Source organism: Luteibacter sp. KNZ12-1A (assembly GCF_056755675.1).
Window position 1 is genome coordinate 1 of record NZ_JBPGXU010000016.1, and the last position, 15,722, is coordinate 15,722.

Annotated in this window: 10 protein-coding genes; 6 read left to right on the plus strand and 4 right to left on the minus strand. The window is 66.2% G+C overall.

Going from position 1 to position 15,722, the window contains the following annotated elements; genetic code table 11:
• Nucleotides 1-173 precede the first annotated feature (173 nt).
• The 4 genes from ACR9ZJ_RS05635 (at nt 174) to ACR9ZJ_RS05650 (ending at nt 3,486) form a co-directional block, all read left to right on the plus strand.
• Nucleotides 174-626, plus strand: coding sequence for a DUF3574 domain-containing protein (locus ACR9ZJ_RS05635; RefSeq protein WP_481287129.1), 453 nt, complete (start codon nt 174-176; stop codon nt 624-626).
• A complete protein-coding gene (locus tag ACR9ZJ_RS05640; protein WP_481287130.1) occupies nt 626-2,215 on the plus strand; it encodes a hypothetical protein in 1,590 nt (529 codons plus the stop codon). Before ACR9ZJ_RS05635 ends, ACR9ZJ_RS05640 begins: the two co-directional genes overlap by 1 nt.
• Before the next feature lie 73 nt (nt 2,216-2,288).
• The gene (gene gloA / locus ACR9ZJ_RS05645; protein ID WP_481279582.1) at nt 2,289-2,819 is read left to right on the plus strand and encodes a lactoylglutathione lyase; all 531 of its coding nucleotides are present in this window, start codon (nt 2,289-2,291) and stop codon (nt 2,817-2,819) included.
• 10 nt (nt 2,820-2,829) lie between these two features.
• Entirely contained in the window at nt 2,830-3,486 is a 657-nt protein-coding gene (locus ACR9ZJ_RS05650; RefSeq protein WP_481279583.1) for a rhomboid family intramembrane serine protease, read from the plus strand.
• 2 nt (nt 3,487-3,488) lie between these two features.
• Here the strand turns inward: ACR9ZJ_RS05650 and rapA are convergent, their stop codons facing one another.
• From rapA to ACR9ZJ_RS05670, 4 genes are all read right to left on the minus strand, one after another.
• Nucleotides 3,489-6,320: an RNA polymerase-associated protein RapA gene (gene rapA / locus ACR9ZJ_RS05655; protein ID WP_481287131.1), complete on the minus strand. Its 2,832-nt coding sequence runs from the start codon at nt 6,318-6,320 to the stop codon at nt 3,489-3,491.
• A gap of 82 nt (nt 6,321-6,402) precedes the next feature.
• A complete protein-coding gene (locus tag ACR9ZJ_RS05660; protein WP_481287132.1) occupies nt 6,403-7,083 on the minus strand; it encodes a Fe2+-dependent dioxygenase in 681 nt (226 codons plus the stop codon).
• 20 nt (nt 7,084-7,103) lie between these two features.
• Nucleotides 7,104-9,422, minus strand: a complete 2,319-nt coding sequence (locus ACR9ZJ_RS05665; protein WP_481287133.1) for a catecholate siderophore receptor Fiu — start codon at nt 9,420-9,422, stop codon at nt 7,104-7,106.
• 587 nt (nt 9,423-10,009) lie between these two features.
• Nucleotides 10,010-12,154 carry a M13 family metallopeptidase gene (locus ACR9ZJ_RS05670; protein ID WP_481279587.1) on the minus strand — a complete coding sequence of 715 codons (2,145 nt, stop codon included), beginning with the start codon at nt 12,152-12,154 and terminating at the stop codon, nt 10,010-10,012.
• A 237-nt stretch (nt 12,155-12,391) separates the two neighbouring features.
• On the opposite strand from ACR9ZJ_RS05670, the gene ACR9ZJ_RS05675 reads away from it, so the two are divergent.
• Together ACR9ZJ_RS05675 and ACR9ZJ_RS05680 are read left to right on the plus strand one after the other, a co-directional pair.
• The gene (locus tag ACR9ZJ_RS05675; RefSeq protein WP_481287134.1) at nt 12,392-14,098 is read left to right on the plus strand and encodes a phospholipase C; all 1,707 of its coding nucleotides are present in this window, start codon (nt 12,392-12,394) and stop codon (nt 14,096-14,098) included.
• On the plus strand, nt 14,091-15,710 hold the full coding sequence (locus tag ACR9ZJ_RS05680; RefSeq protein ID WP_481287135.1) for a multicopper oxidase family protein: 1,620 nt from the start codon (nt 14,091-14,093) through the stop codon (nt 15,708-15,710). The genes ACR9ZJ_RS05675 and ACR9ZJ_RS05680 overlap by 8 nt, the downstream gene beginning before the upstream one ends.
• Nucleotides 15,711-15,722: the final 12 nt, after the last annotated feature.

The window sequence follows — 15,722 nt, forward strand, 5'->3', positions numbered from 1 at the left end:
CGGTGCAACCGGAGCGACGAGGGTGGCGGCCGACGGCTCTGCCCCGCACACCCCAACCGCGAGGGCGAAGCCGAGCCCACCTCGCCCATTTGTTGCGTTGCGGTGTACGCTGTGCCGATAGCTGGACGCCTGGCCGTATGGACGTCCGTTCGATGTCATTCCTAGGGGTTCGCATGAAGCTGCTCGCCGGTTTGTTCCTGGCCACCTCGTTGCTCGCGTCGGCGGGTTGTTCCGCGCCGGTGCATCGAAGCGTGGCCAGCGCCACGCTCAGCGGTGACACGGCACACCCGGGAAGCGCACAAGGATGGGTGCGTACCGAGCTTTATTTCGGTCTCGGGCCGGCAGGCGGCCAGGGCGGCGTGGACGAAGCAGCCTGGCGGGCCTTTCTCGACAAGGAGGTGACGCCGCGCTTTCCGAGTGGATTGACCGTCATCGAAGCCTACGGGCAATGGCAGGGTGCGAACGAGTCGCAGCCTGAGCGCCTGCGGTCCAAGCTCGTCGTCCTCCTCTACGCCGATGCCCCCGCGCAGCGCGCCGCCGTGGATGCGATCCGCGCCGCCTGGAAGGCGAAGACCGGCGACCAGTCGGTGCTTCGCGTGACCCAGCCCGCGGACGTGTCGTTCTGATGGCCGCGTCCACGGTTTCGCGACGCCGCTTCGGCGGTGGCGATCTCAACGGTGTCCTCGGACTGGTCGTCGACAATCTTTCGTTGCTGGCGTTCATGGCCACGGCGCTGATCGGCATCTTCGGCATGCCGGCCGACCTCGTCTTCCGCCGCATGTTTCCCGGCACGGCGCTGGGCGTGCTGCTCGGCAACCTGGCCTATACGTGGATGGCGCATCGCCTGGCCGCGCGCACGGGCCGGCAGGATGTCACCGCCATGCCGCTGGGTATCGACGCGCCCACCACGATCGGCATGGCCCTGCTCGTGTTGGGCCCGGCATTCGCCGGTTACCGCCAGGCGGGCATGGACGCCATGGCGGCGGGAGAGGCCACCTGGCGCCTGGGCATGGCCTCGCTGGTCGTGATGGGCGTGCTCAAGTTCGTCCTCTCGTTCTTCGGCGCCTGGGTCCAGCGCACGGTGCCGAGAGCCGGCTTGCTCGGATCGATCGCCGGTATCGCCCTCGTGCTGATGGGCTTCCTGCCGCTGGTGGAGATCCTGCGCGTGCCGGTGGTGGGATTCGCCGGCCTTGGCATCGTGCTCTATGCACTGATCGCGAAACGACGGTTGCCGTTCGGCATGCCCGGCGTGCTGGGTGCCTTCCTTGTCGGCGTGATCCTCTACTACGGGCTTGGCCCGGCGGGGTTGCTTGGAACCGGCTACCACGCGCCCGCGGGATGGCAGTGGCGCCTGGGCTTCCCGTGGCCGAACCTCGGTTTCGTGCAGGGCTTGCCGGCGACGCTGCCGTACCTGCCGTTGATCCTGCCGTTCGGCCTGTTGATGGTGGTCGGTGGCATCAACGTCACCGAAAGCGCCCGCGCGGCGGGTGACGACTATCCCACGCGCGACATCCTGCTGGTCGAGGCGCTCGCCACGCTCGTGGCGGGCATCTGCGGCGGCGTGGCGCAAACCACGCCGTACATCGGGCAGCCCGCGTACAAGGCGATGGGCGCACGCACCGGATACACCTTGGTCACCGGCCTGGTCATCGGGTTGGGTGGGGTGTTCGGTTACCTCTCCAATCTCGTCGAACTGCTGCCGGTGGCCGTGCTGGCGCCGATCCTCGTCTTCGTCTCGATCGGCATCACCACGCAGGCCTTCGAAGCGACGCCGTTGCGCTATGCCGGTGCCGTGGTCTTCAGCTTCTTTCCGGCGATCGCACGGATGGTCGCGATCAAGCTCGGCGATCCCTCGATCGTCGATCCGGCGCATTTCGCCGCCTTGTATGCCGACGGTACGCATGGCGTATCGGCCATGGCGGTGATCGTGATCCTCGGCAATGGCTTCATCATCACCTCGATGATCTGGGCCAGCTTCGTGGTGGCGATGATCGACGGGCATGTGCGCAAGGCAGCAGGCATCGTGGCACTGGGTGGCTTGCTCACCGCGTGCGGATTGATCCATTCGGTGCAGCCGATCGGGTCGGTCTACCTGCCGTGGACGCTGGATGCGGCGTCGCGATCGTTGGTGTGGCAGTTCGTCGCGGCCTATGCGGCGCTCGCGACGGTGCTGCTTTTGCTGTCGCTGGACCGCCGGAACCTGCGGAGCGCCTGATGCCGCCCGCGCCGCCGCTTGAATTGCGGCGCCGGCGCAGCCACCCTTGGGACCTGTCCCAAGGAATCGCCCCATGCCGCTCTCCGACCTCACGTCGCTCCCCGGCGTCACCGCCACGCCCGACGCGGCGACCCATGGCTATGTGTTCAACCACACGATGATCCGCGTGCGCGACCTCGACGTCTCGCTGGATTTCTACACGCGCGTGCTGGGCTTCACTCCCGTGTACAAGAGCGTGTTCGCGGAGGCGGCGTTCACCATCGTCTATCTCGTGCTGGTCGGCGACCAGGGGGTGATTCCCGATGACGACGATGCGCGAAAGGAATGGGTGCTGCGACAACCGGGCGTGCTCGAGTTGACGCACAACCATGGCACGGAAAACGACCCGTCCTTCGCGTATCACAACGGAAACAGCGAGCCGCGCGGATTCGGCCACCTCTGCGTGAGCGTGCCCGACGTCGAAGCCGCGTGCGCGCGCTTCGAGGCGCTCGGCGTCACCTTCCAGAAACGGCTGAGCGATGGGCGCATGCGCCATATCGCCTTCATCCGCGATCCCGACCAGTACTGGATCGAGATCCTCCAGCCCACGCCGTTCGCCGCCTGACGCCGCGCCGATGCCGACCAACCTGCCTCCGGTGACCCGGAACCTGCTGATCGCGAACGTGCTGGTGTTCGCCCTGCAGTATCTCTTGCAAGACCAGGACACCCTGGCGCTGACGCGCTGGTTCGCCTTGTGGCCGTTCGGTCACGACATCGCCGTCGACCTCGGCGCGGGTGGCGTGGCGGGTATCGGTTTCCGGCCGTGGCAGCTGATCACCTACGGCTTCATGCACGGCAACGTGATGCACATCGTGTTGAACATGTACGCGTTGTACATGTTCGGCGGCCTGATCGAGCGGGTGATGGGCACGCGGCGTTTCACTATCTATTACTTCGTATGCCTGGTCGCCGCCGCGGTGGCGCAACTGGCGGTGGTGTACCTGTTCGAGCCCGATCGCATGTACCCGACGGTGGGTGCGTCCGGTGCCGTATTCGGCTTGCTCGGTGCGTTCGCGATGCTGTTCCCGCGCGAGAAGCTGATGTTGATCCCGATCCCGATCGGCATTCCGGCCTGGCTCTTCGTCACCCTTTACGGCGTCGCCGAGCTGGTCTTCGGCGTCACCGGCACGTTGTCCGGTGTCGCCCATTTCGCCCACCTGGGTGGCCTGGCGGCCGGCCTCGTGCTGCTCTGGGCGTGGGGCGTCAGGCCGCCGCCACGCCAGCGGTTCTAGGCTCAGCGCAGGGCGAGGAAGTCCGGGCTGACCACGAAGCGGACGGCGTCCAGGCGCAACCTCGCTTCGGGTATGGCGGCGAGCAGGGCGTCGCGTTCGGCGGCGATGGCGTCGACCTCTTCGTCCTTGATCGACGGATTCACCGCGTGCAACGCGACCAGGCGGGCGTGTTCCGCATCCAGTTCGTGCCGCGCGGCTTCGAGCGCCTCGGCCTTGAGTACTTCCGCACGCGCCTCGGCGAGGTCCTGCGCGCGTTCGAGCATCGGCGGGACGAGTTTGGACAGGAACTTGCGATAGCGCGGCACCTCGATGTTCCGGTCCGAGGCGCGACGCAATGCGACGTCGCTGGGACGGAAGGACGCACGTTCCCCCAGCTTGGTGTCCACGGTGAGCATCAGCGGCGTCGCCGGCAGGAAGCGACCGGCATCGAGCGTGCGTTCGGCCACGATCTCCAGCACGAACACCGTTTGCAGCAACGCGGTTCGCACGGGAAGGGCATCGTCGACGAGGAAGGCGGCGTTGCCGTCCTCGCCGGAGACGAGCAGGTCGACCGCGGCCAGCACCATCGGGTGGTCCAGGCGTAGCAGGGGGAGTTCTTCGCGCGCGAGCGCCAGCTCGCGGGAGAAGGTGACCGAGACCGGACCGTCGGCGAAGCCGGGAAGACCGTCGGTGGAGAGGTATTGCGGATCGAGCAGCACGATATCGGTTGCCAGTTCCTCGGCGTGCACGCCATAGGTTTCGAACAGGCGCTGGATGAACGCGTCGCGTGACGGGTCCTTGTCTTCGGCGGCGAAGCTGGTCGCGAGGTCATCGGCGTGCGGATCGCGGCTGGCGGCGAGTTCGAGCAGGTGGTCGCGTCCCGCGTGGATCAAGGCGGAAAGTTCTTCGTGCGCACCGCGCGTCTCGGCGATCAGCGCATCCAGTTCCTGGTCGCGGTCGTCGTCTTCGCGGGCATGTTCGTCGGCGAGGGTGGCGAGCAGGGCGCCGAAGCGGCGCAGCAGTTCACGGCCGTCGGCGGGACTGCTGCGGAACGCGTCGAGGCCTTCGTCGTACCAGCGTGCGAGCACATGCTGCGCGCTCTGTTCCACGACGGGGACATGGACGACGATGTCGTGTTTCTGGCCGATGCGGTCCAGGCGGCCGATGCGTTGCTCGAGCAGGTCCGGGTCCAGCGGCAGGTCCCACATGACCAGGCGATGGGCGAACTGGAAATTGCGCCCTTCCGAACCGATTTCCGAGCAGAGCAGCAGGCGCGCGCCATCGGGTTGGGCGAAGAACGCGGCATTACGGTCGCGCTGGACGATACCCAGGCCCTCGTGGAACCGGGCCACGCCGACGCCACTCCGGGTGCGCAACGCGTCCTCGATCGCCATCACCTTGGCCTGGCTGCGGCAGATGAGCAGGAACTTGTCCGCAGGATGCGATTCGAGCAGGCCGATCAGCGCCGTGAGGCGCGGGTCGTCGGCATAGTCGAACTCCAGCGCCGCGGGCGGTTGCTGGATATCCGAACGGAATTCCGCCAGCAGGGCATCGCGACGGCCCGCGTCGAGCGTGTTCGGGTCGATGATCAGCAAGGCGGGCGTGCGACGGGGAAAGCCGCCGATGCCGGCTCGCCGGTTGCGGAACATCGCACGGCCGGTGCCATGGCGGTCGATGAGGGCGGCGAGAAGCTCGCCGGTCGCGTCGGCGCGATCGAGCAGGGCAAGCAGTTCGCGGTCGCCCTTGAAGCGGTCGGCGAGCAAGGCGCGCCGTTCGTCGTTCAACGGCTTGCCTTCCGCCAGCGCGCTGGCCGCATCGGACAAGGGACCATAACCCGCCGACTCGGCGAGGTAGGCCTCGAGGTTGGCGTAGCGCTGCGGATCGAGCAGGCGCAAGCGGGCGAAATGACCGGCGCGGCCCAACTGTTCCGGCGTGGCGGTGAGCAGGATCACTCCCGGCGTCGCCGAGGCCAGTTCCTCCACCAGGCGGTAGCGCGGGCTGGCGCCTTCCGGCGTCCATTCGAGGTGGTGCGCCTCGTCGACCACGACGAGGTCCCATCCCGCTTCCACGAGTTGGGTGGCACGGCGCGGCGACGATTCGAGGAAGGCGAAATCGGAGATGACCAGCTGTTCGTCCTCGAACGGATTGCGGCCGTCGCTGGCCTGCTCGATGGCTTCGCAACGTTCTTCGTCGAAGATCGAGAACGACAGGTTGAAGCGGCGTAGCAGTTCCACGAACCACTGGTAGACCAGGGTTTCCGGTAACAGGACGAGTACGCGCCCGGCACGTCCGGCGGCGAGTTGCCGGGCCAGGATCATGCCGGCCTCGATCGTCTTGCCCAGGCCCACCTCGTCGGCAAGCAGGACGCGGGGCGGACGTCGCGCGGAGGCGATGCCGGCCACGCGCAGCTGGTGCGGGACCAGGCCGATGCGGGCGGACTCCAGGCCCCATGCGGCGGAACGGCGCGCATCGGCGCGCCGGCGCAAGGCTTCCAGGCGCAGGTCGAAGCGGTCGTTGGGATCGGTGCGGCCGCCGATCAGGCGATCGTCGGCCTGGGACAACGCTTGTTCGTCGTCGAGCTGGCCTTCCTCCAGTTCGCGGCCTTCGCCGCGATAGACGAACAGGCCCTCGCGTTCCTCGATGCGCTCGACGAGAAAGGCGATGCCCTTGCCGGACACGCGCTGGCCGGCCCGGAACTCCGCGCGGATCAGGGGAGCGCTGTCCGCCGCATAAGGACGCAGGACGCCCGACTTGGCGAAGAGCACCTGCACGCTGCGTCCTTCGACGCGGAGAATGGTGCCGAGACCGAGCTCAGGCTCGGCGGTGGATATCCAGCGTTGACCGGGTTGGAACATGCGTTTGGGAAGCCAAGACATCGAGGGGGCGCCAATTATCCGCCCGCGAGGCCCCCGTGCCTACCTTTCGTGAAACCGGGGCTCAGGTCTCCGCCCAGCGCCGCAACAGGTTGTGGTAGACGCCCGTCAATTGCAGGATCGATGCCTGGTCGGCACCGCTGGCCGAAAGCGCGCGGATGGCAGTGTCCATCTCCAGCAGGAGACGTCGCGCACCATCGTCGCGCACCATGCTCTGCACCCAGAAGAAGGAGGCGATGCGTGCGCCGCGGGTGACAGGGGTGACCCGATGCAGGCTGGAGGATGGATAGACGATCGCGTCGCCGGCCGGCAGCTTCACCTCGTGCTCGCCGTAGGTGTCGCTGACGATCAACTCACCGCCATCGTATTCCTCCGGCTCGCTGAGGAAGAGCGTGCAGGAGATATCGCTGCGGACATGCGTGTCGCCCTGACCGGTCGACATGACGGCGCCATCGATGTGGAAGCCGTATTCGCCACCACCTTCGTAGCGGTTGAAACGTGGCGACAGCGTGCGCAGCGGCAGGGCGGCGGCATGGTAGAGCGGATGGCGACTCAGCGCGGCCACCACCCTGTCCCCCAGCTCGCGCCGCAACGGCGACGCGTCGGGCAGTTGCAGGTTGCGCTTGACCTTCGCACCCTGGGGACCGACGGTCTGTCGTCCGTCGGTCCACTCGGCGCCTTCCAGTGCCGCGCGTATCCCGGCGACCTGTTCCTTGTCGAGGACGTCGGGGATGTGCATCAGCATGGCGGCCTTCCTCCGGTCGATCAGAAACGCACGTTGGCGGTCAGCATGGCCGATCGCGGCGTACCCGGAGTGTAGCGGTAGCCGCTCTTGTTGATGGCGGCGACGTATTCCTTGTCGAACAGGTTGTAGACGTTGAGCTGGATGTCCAGGTGCTTGTTCACCGGATAGCTCGCCATCGCGTCGAATACCCAATACGCCTTGGTATAGGCCGGCGTGCCGATCGCGCCATCGGTACCGCGCTGCAATTCGCCGGAATAACGCGCACCGCCACCGATGGTCAGGTTGAAGGGCAGGTGGTAGGTGGTCCAGGCGGTGAAGGCCTTCTTCGGCGTATAAGCCAGGTCGTCGGAACCGTTGGCCGTGACGCCCGCACCCTTCTCGACCGTGGCATCCATCGTGGTGAAGCCGGCGCTGACGGCCCAATCCTCGGTCAGTTTGCCCAGCGCCGAGATCTCGATGCCCTGCACGCGCTTCTTGCCGACCTGGTAGTACAGGAGGTCGGTCGGGTCCTGGGTCAGCTCGTTGGTGACCGTCGTGCGGTAGAGCGCGGCGGTAAGGAGCAGCTTCTCGCCGAGCAGGTCCCATTTCGTGCCGATCTCGGCGGTGCGGGCCTTCTGCGGATCGAAGTTAGGATTGTCGGCGCTGCTTGCGGAGGACGATAGCGTGAGGGTGTTGCCGCCCGGCGGTTCCTGCGACTGCGCGAAGTTGACGTAGATGCTGCCGTTCGCCGCCGGCTTGTACAGCACGCCGATCTTGTAGTTGACCAGGTTGTCGCTGATGCTCGTATCGACGCCGGGAACGATGCTTCCGGCGGGAAGGCGTCCGCAGGCGGGGCCGTTGCGGGCGCCGCAGACCACGAGGCTGTTGAAGTCGGTCTTGTAGTGGTCGAGGCGGACGCCGGCATTCACCTGCCAATGCTCACCGAACTTCAGCGTGTCGAAGAAATAAGCCGCGGCGGTATTGGTCTTGCCTTCGCTCGTGGCTCCCGTCTCGCCATATCGCAGGCCGCCGACGTCGGAGTACGGATGATAGAGGTTGGCGGCCGGCCAGGTGCTGCCGCCGAGCGCGCCCAGGCCGATCGTGCGCGCCTGCTCCTGCGTCAGCTCGATGCCGGTGCTGATGTTCTGCGTGACCGCACCGGATTCGATCGTCGCCGTGAGGTTGGTCTGGTTGGTGGCGATGCGGTTGGACTGATGCTTGAAGGTCGGCGTGCTGCGCGCGATGGTCCACGTCGAGGGATTGGCGGGATCGGGCGTGCGCAGGTTCGCGGCGGAGCCCATGAAGGACGTGAGCAGGTAATCCTGCGTGGTGCGGCCCCAGCGCGCGGTGTTGTGCAGCGCCAGGTTCTCGTTGAAGTCGTGCTCGACGATGACCGTGAACATGTCCTGGGTGACATGGTCGTGATCCTGGCCGGTGCCATAGAAGTTATCGGGATCGACCTTGCCCGCGTCGTTGAGGAAGGCGCGCGCATCGGGGCTGCTGTAGCCGGGAAGGCCGATGGTCGGCACGCCGCCGTCGGGCACGTTGTTCTGCTTGATGTGCAGGTAATTCAGGTACACCCGGGTTGGCGTACCCAGGCCGAAGGCCAGCGAGGGCGCGATGCCCCAACGGTTGGTCTCGACCTGGTCGCGGCCGTAGACGCCGCTGTCCTGGCCCATCACGTTGAGCCGGAACGCGGCGTCGTTGCCCATCGACTGGTTCCAGTCGGCGGTGGCGCGGCGGCGCTGGCCGCTGCCGACCTGCACGGACCCGGAAATGCCGTTGCCCAGCAGCGGCTGCTTGGTCACCAGGTTCACGGCGCCGGTGGGCGCGGTGCGGCCGTATTCGGTACCGTCCGGACCCTTGGTCACTTCCACCTGCTCGATGTTGAACACGTCGCGCGACACGGTGCCGATGTCGCGCACGCCGTCGACGAAGATGCTGCCGGAGGTGTCGAAGCCGCGCATGTAGATCGAATCGCCGGTATTGGTCGAGCCGTTCTCGCCGACGAAGAAGGTGCCCACGCCCGGACTGTTGCGCAGTGCCTCGGTAAGCGTGGTGGCGCCTTGCTGCTGGATGAGCTGCTTGCCGATCACCTGGATGGTCTGCGTGGTGTCGAGCAGTGATTGGGTGAATTTCGGCGAGGAAACCTTGTCGACGCGGTAGTCGCTTCCACGGTCGGCATCCACCTGCATGCCGGGCAGGGCCTGCGCATCATTGACCTTGGCCTGCTGGGGCGGCGCCGCGATATCGGCGGGCACGTCGCTGGCGGCGGCACCGTGGGCGAGGCTGAGCAGGACGGCGGCACCGACGGTACGCACCGCGGGAGCGGCGTGCTTGCGGCTCTTGATGAAGGCCATGGAGATTTCCCTTGCGTGTCTGAAGACGAATGAGGAACGGCCTTCGTCCGCGCACGCACCAACGTCGCACGGCCTTTTTCAGGACGCGCTGGGCTGGGTTCTGGTCGTTCCCTGGAACGAGACGCACGCGGGTACGGGACCCGTCTGGACGCATATCGTAAATTTAATGAGAACGATTTGCAATTACATGAAGACGGGGCCCGGTGGATGCTCTGGTGGCAGGGGCTTCTATATGAGGAGGCCGGCCTCTGGTAGCACCGACCCCGTCGACGATGGGTGCTTGCCCCAACCGGGTGGGAGCCGACCCTGTCGGCGATGGGTGCTTGCCCTAACCTGGTGGGAGCCGACCTTGTCGGCGATCCCGCGGCAGCGGGCCGGGTCGAGGCAAGCACCCATCGCCGACAAGTCGGCTCCCACAAAAGTCGGCTCCCACAAAAGTCGGCCCCCACAAAAGTCGGCCCCCACAAAAGAAGGCTTCCAGCAAAAAGGTTGCAGTCGGCTCCCGGCCGAGCGATTCGGCTCCAAACAAAAAAAGCGCCGCACTTGCGTGCGGCGCCTTGGGCACCATCAGCGATGGCGTGTCGCCGTTACCAGATCTTCACCTGCTTGTCGGCGGCACGGACCATCTTCGCGTCGGGCTTGCACTGGAACGCCGAGGCGAAGGCTTCCATGTTCGACGGTGCGCCGATGGCGCGCAGCGAAGCGGGTGCGTGCGGATCGACGTTGAGGTAGAGCATCGCCTGCTTCTCGCGGACGTTGCTGCGCCACACGCGCGCCCAGTTGAGGAAGAAGCGCTGATCTTGCGTATAGCCGTCGATCTTCTCCTGGGCTTCCTGCGGATTCTTTTTCAGGGCTTCCTGGAGCGCGTCGTAGGCCACGTTCAGGCCACCCAGGTCGGCGATGTTCTCGCCCAGGGTGAGCTTGCCGTTGACGTGCAGGTCCGGGTGGTCCTTGATCGGCGCGTACTCGTTGAACTGGGCCACCAGCTTGGCGGTCCGCTCGTCGAACTTCGCACGGTCTTCCTTGGTCCACCAGTTCTTGTTGTTGCCGTCGCCGTCGAACTGGCTGCCCTCGTCGTCGAAGCCGTGGCTGGCCTCGTGGCCGATCACCGCGCCGATGCCGCCGTAGTTGATCGCGTCGTCGCCATGGGCGTCGAAGAACGGCGGCTGCAGGATGGCGGCCGGGAAGTTGATCGTGTTGTCGGTCGGGTTGTAATAAGCGTTGACCGTCTGCGGGGTCATGCCCCACTCGAGGCGATCGGTCGGCTGGCCGATCTTGGCGATGTCGTAGTGATAGTTGAACTTGCTCGCGGCCAACATGTTGCCGTAGTAGTTCTCACCGTTCACGTCGAGGCCCGACCAGTCGCGCCACTTGTCCGGGTAGCCGATCTTGGGCAGGAAGGTGTTCCACTTCTGGATCGCCTTCTGCTTGGTCTCGTCGCTCATCCAGTCGAGCTTTTCGATACGCGCCTTGAGGGCGTTGCGCACGTTGTCGACCAATTCGTTGGCGCGCTGCTTGGCTTCCGGCTGGAACACCTTGGCCACGTAGAGCTGGCCCAGCGCCTCGCCCATCGACGAGTTGACCGTGGCCAGCACGCGCTTCCAGCGCGGCTTCTGCTGCGGCTGTCCGGAAAGGGTCTTGTTGTAGAAATCGAACTTGTTGTCCTGGAACGCCTTGGACAGGTACGGCGACGCGCTGTCGATGGCGTGGAAGCGCAGGTAGGCCTGCCAGGTCGATACCGGCGTGGTGGCCAGCATCTTGTCGAACTCCTTGAAGAACTTCGGCTGCGACAGCGAGAAGCCCTTGTCGACATTGACACCCTGGGCGGCGAAGAACTTCTGCCAGTCGAAATGCGGCGTGGCCTTGTTGGCTTCGGCGACGGTGACGAAGTGGTACTGGTTTTCCGGAGCGCGCAGCTCCACCGGCGCGAGCGACGCGGCGGCGAGCTGGGTCTCGAACTTCATGACCTCGTCGGCCTGCTTCTTCGCCTGGTCTTCCGGCACGCCGGCGAGGGTCAGGGTCTTGGCGATGTACGCGACGTAGGCCTTGCGGTTTTCGGCCTGCTTCGGATCGGTGTAGTAATCCTTCGTGGGGAGGCCGAGGCCGTCCTGCTGGGCGTAGCCGATCTGCATCTTCGCGTTCTGGAAGTCGGCACCCGAGCCGAAGCCGAACACGTAGCCATTGCCGTCGTTGAAGCTGGTGTCGAGGAAATCGACGATGTCCTGCGAGGTCTTCAGGGCGTCGATCTTGGCCAGTTCGGGCTTCAGCGGTTCGACGCCGGCCTTCTCGATGGCGTCTTCGTTCATGCCCGAGCGGTAGAGCAGGCCGATTTTTTGTTCGATCGATCCGGGCTTGGCGCTGGCCGCGCCCTTGTCCATGGCGTCGACGATGTCGTGCTGCGTGTTGAGGCTGTTCTCGGCCAGCTGGTCGAAGGCGCCCCAGCGGGTGCGGTCTTCGGGAATCGGATTGGCCGCGACCCACTTGGCGTTGACGAAGCCGTTGAAGTCGCCGCACGCATCGATGCCGGTGTCCAGGTCGGCGATATTGAACGTCGGACCGGCAGGCTTGGCCGCCGCGGCCGTGCCGGAGGTGGCAGGGGCCGCGCTGCTGGGCGTGGCGGGCTGGTTGCCACCGGGCACCGCCGTGTCGGCATCGTTGTGCTTGCTGCACGCCGTGCCGGCGAGCGCGACGGCCAGGGCCAGCGCGAGCGGCTTCAGATACTGCTTGGTCATGGATTTCCCTCTTTCATGGTGTCGATGACGGTGCCCCCGGCACCGTTGCTCCCCAGCATATCCGCTGCGGCCTCCATGCAGGGCCGACTGTGACGAAAGTCATGGTTCCCCGCATTTCGCAATAACTCGCGGCGAATGTCCCCGGATTGTCATACCGGCTTCCTACGCTGCGGCGACCGCATGACAGGGGATGCGGCCCAAGGCAATCGGTCGATCCACCTCCGAGGAGCATCCGTCATGCGCAAGTTACTGGCCGCGGGCATCGCCTGCGTGCTCACCCTTTCCGCCGCGTCGATCGTCGCGGCGCAGCAGGTCGTCAGTACCCCCGCCGAGGCTGCGTCCAGCGCGCTCGGTTTCGGTCATGGCGGTCACGGCAACAAGGACCCGCGTACCGCCACGCCGATTAAGCACCTGGTGGTGATCTTCCAGGAGAACGTCTCCTTCGATCATTATTTCGGCACCTATCCCTTCGCGGCGAACCCCAGCGGCGAGCCGGCCTTCTACGCGCGGCCGTTCACGCCGCCGGTGAACGGCCTCACGCACGCCCTGCTTACCACCAATCCCAATGCCGGAAACACCGGCAATGGCGACGCCGCGATCAATCCGTTCCGCCTCGCCCGCGCGCAAGCCGCCACCGCCGACCAGGACCACGGCTACACCTCCGAGCAACGCGCCTTCGACGGCGGCAAGATGGACCTGTTCCCGCTATACACCGGCCGTGGCGAGGCCTTGCCCGGCGGCGATCCCACGCAGGAAGGCAAGGGCCAGGTGATGGGCTACTACGATGGCAACACCGTCACCGCGCTGTGGAACTATGCGCAGAACTTCGCCATGAGCGACAACAGCTATGGCACGGGATTCGGCCCGTCCACGCCGGGTGCGCTCAACCTGATCGCGGGCCAGACCGCCGGCGTCGTCGCCACCCTCAACGGCACGGGTGCCGAGACCGACGACGGCCATGGCGGCCTCACGATGATCGGCGACCCCGACCCCATCGGTGACGTCTGCTCTTCACCCACCGCCAACCAGGCGACCATGGGCGGCCGCAACATCGGCGACCTGCTCAACGACCGCAATATCACCTGGGGTTGGTTCCAGGGCGGTTTCGACCTCACCCGCACCAATCCCGACGGCAGCACGGGTTGCACGCGCCGCACCTTGTCGAAGGTGACCAACGCCAGTTCCAACGACTACAGTCCGCACCATGCGCCGTTCCAGTACTACCCCTCGACGGCCAACCCGACGCACGCGCGTCCTTCCTCCATCGCGGCCATCGGCAAGACCGACCAGGCCAACCACCAGTACGACATCGAGGACTTCTACGATGCCCTCGACGCGGGCAACCTGCCGGCGGTGAGCTTCCTCAAGGCGCCTGCCTACCAGGATGGCCACGCGGGTTACTCCGATCCGATCGACGAGCAGGCCTTCCTCGTTCACGTGATCAACGCGCTCCAGCAAAGCGGCGAATGGCGCGATACGGCCGTCGTCATCGCATACGACGATTCGGACGGCTGGTATGACCACCAGCAACCGCCGCGCATGAATGCCTCCACGGGACGTACCGACGCGCTGGACGGCGCGGGCGTATGCAACGGCCGTGGCACCTTGCCCGGTCTCGATGGCCAGACGCCCGCGCAGGGTCGTTGCGGTTTCGGCCCACGCCTGCCGCTGGTCGTGGTTTCCCCGTGGGCACGCGAGAACATGGTCGACCATTCGGTGACCGACCAGAGCTCGATCACCCGTTTCATCGAGGACAACTGGCTCGACAGCCAGCGCATCGGCGGCGGCTCGACCGACGTGCAGGCCGGCCGTCTCGACGGCATGTTCGACTTCTTCCTGCCGCGCCTGTTCGAACGCAAGCTGATCCTCGACGAGTCGACCGGCCAGCCGAAGCATCCGGGCGGCTGGCCGTACTGGCCGTTCGGGAACGGTGGGCATGGTTGATCGCCGTCGCTTCCTGACGACGGCGGGATGGATGGCCGCGGCGGGGTGGATCCCGTCGCGGCTGTTCGCGCACGACATGCATGCGATGCAGGCGCCGGCGGGGCAGGTCGGCAACAGCCTGTGCATGCATGCCATGGGCGACGCCACCCGCATGCCGGGCCTGGTCGACCCCACCCGGCTCGCACCTTTCGTCGACGTCCTGCCGATCCCTCCCGTGTTGCGTCCGGGCCCCGGCAAGCCGTTGCGGGTGCGCATGGCCGAGACCACGCAGGTGCTGCATCGCGACCTGCCGCCGACCACGTTGTGGACCTATGGAGGGCACTATCCCGGGCCCACCATCGAAGCGCGCAGTGGCCAGGCGTTCGACGTGGTGTGGGAGAACGCGCTGCCGGCGCGTCACTTCCTCCCGGTGGATCACGCGATCTGCGGCGCGGAGGCGGATAAGCCCGAAGTGCGCGCCATCGTGCATCTCCACGGCGCGAAGGTGCCGCGCAAGGACGATGGCTATCCGGAAGACTGGTACGTGCCCGGGAAGTCCCGGCGGCACCACTACCCCAACGCGCAGGACGCGGCCACGCTCTGGTATCACGACCACGCGATGGGTATCAATCGGCTCAACATGTATGCCGGATTGATGGGCCTCTATCTGTTGCGTGACGAGCACGAGCTTTCGCTGGGCCTGCCGTCGGGCGAACAGGAATTGCCGCTGGTGCTCGCGGATCGCCTGTTGCGCACCGATGGCCGCCTCTACTACCCCGATTCCGGCGATGCGAAGGCCCCATGGGTGCCGGAGGTATTCGGCAACCTCACGCTGGTCAATGGCGCCATCCTTCCCCGCGCGGACGTGCAACCGCGCCGCTATCGCCTGCGCGTGCTGAACGCGGCGAACGGACGCTTCTATCACCTGCGTTTCCGCGACGGACGTCCGTTCCAGGTCATCGGTTCCGACCAGGGCTTGCTCGCCGCGCCGGCGACCATGACATCGGTCTTCATGGCGCCCGGGGAGCGACTGGACGTGGTCGTGGATTTCTCGGCGCTGCGCGGTGGCGCGGTGGAACTGATGAACGATGCCCTGCCGCTGATGCGCTTCGCCGTGGGGCAAGGGCAGGTGCGTGACGACAGCCGCGTTCCCGACGTGCTCCGCGACCTGCCACGCGTGACCGGGACATCGGCATCGAAATCCCGCGAACTCACGCTGGACGAATACAGCGACTGCGTGGCCACGCCGATGCTGATGTTGCTCAACGGCAAGCGGTGGCACGATCCGGTGACGGAATCGGTGACGCTGGGTGCGACGGAGTCGTGGAACCTGGTGAACCTCACCGAGGATACCCACCCGATCCACCTGCACCTGGTGCGTTTCCAGATCCTCGACCGCCGCCCCTTCGACGTGGACGAGTACGTGGCGAAGAAGACCATCCGCTACGTGGGGCCGGCACAGGAGCCACCGTTGCACGAGCGTGGATGGAAGGACGTGGTGCAGGTCTATCCGGGCATGATCACCCGCATCGTCGCCACCTTCGACGGCTACGCCGGGCGTTACGCCTGGCATTGCCATCTCGCCGAACACGAGGCCAACGAGATGATGCGTCCTTTCGAGGTGGTGGCCTGACCCAGGCGCCTG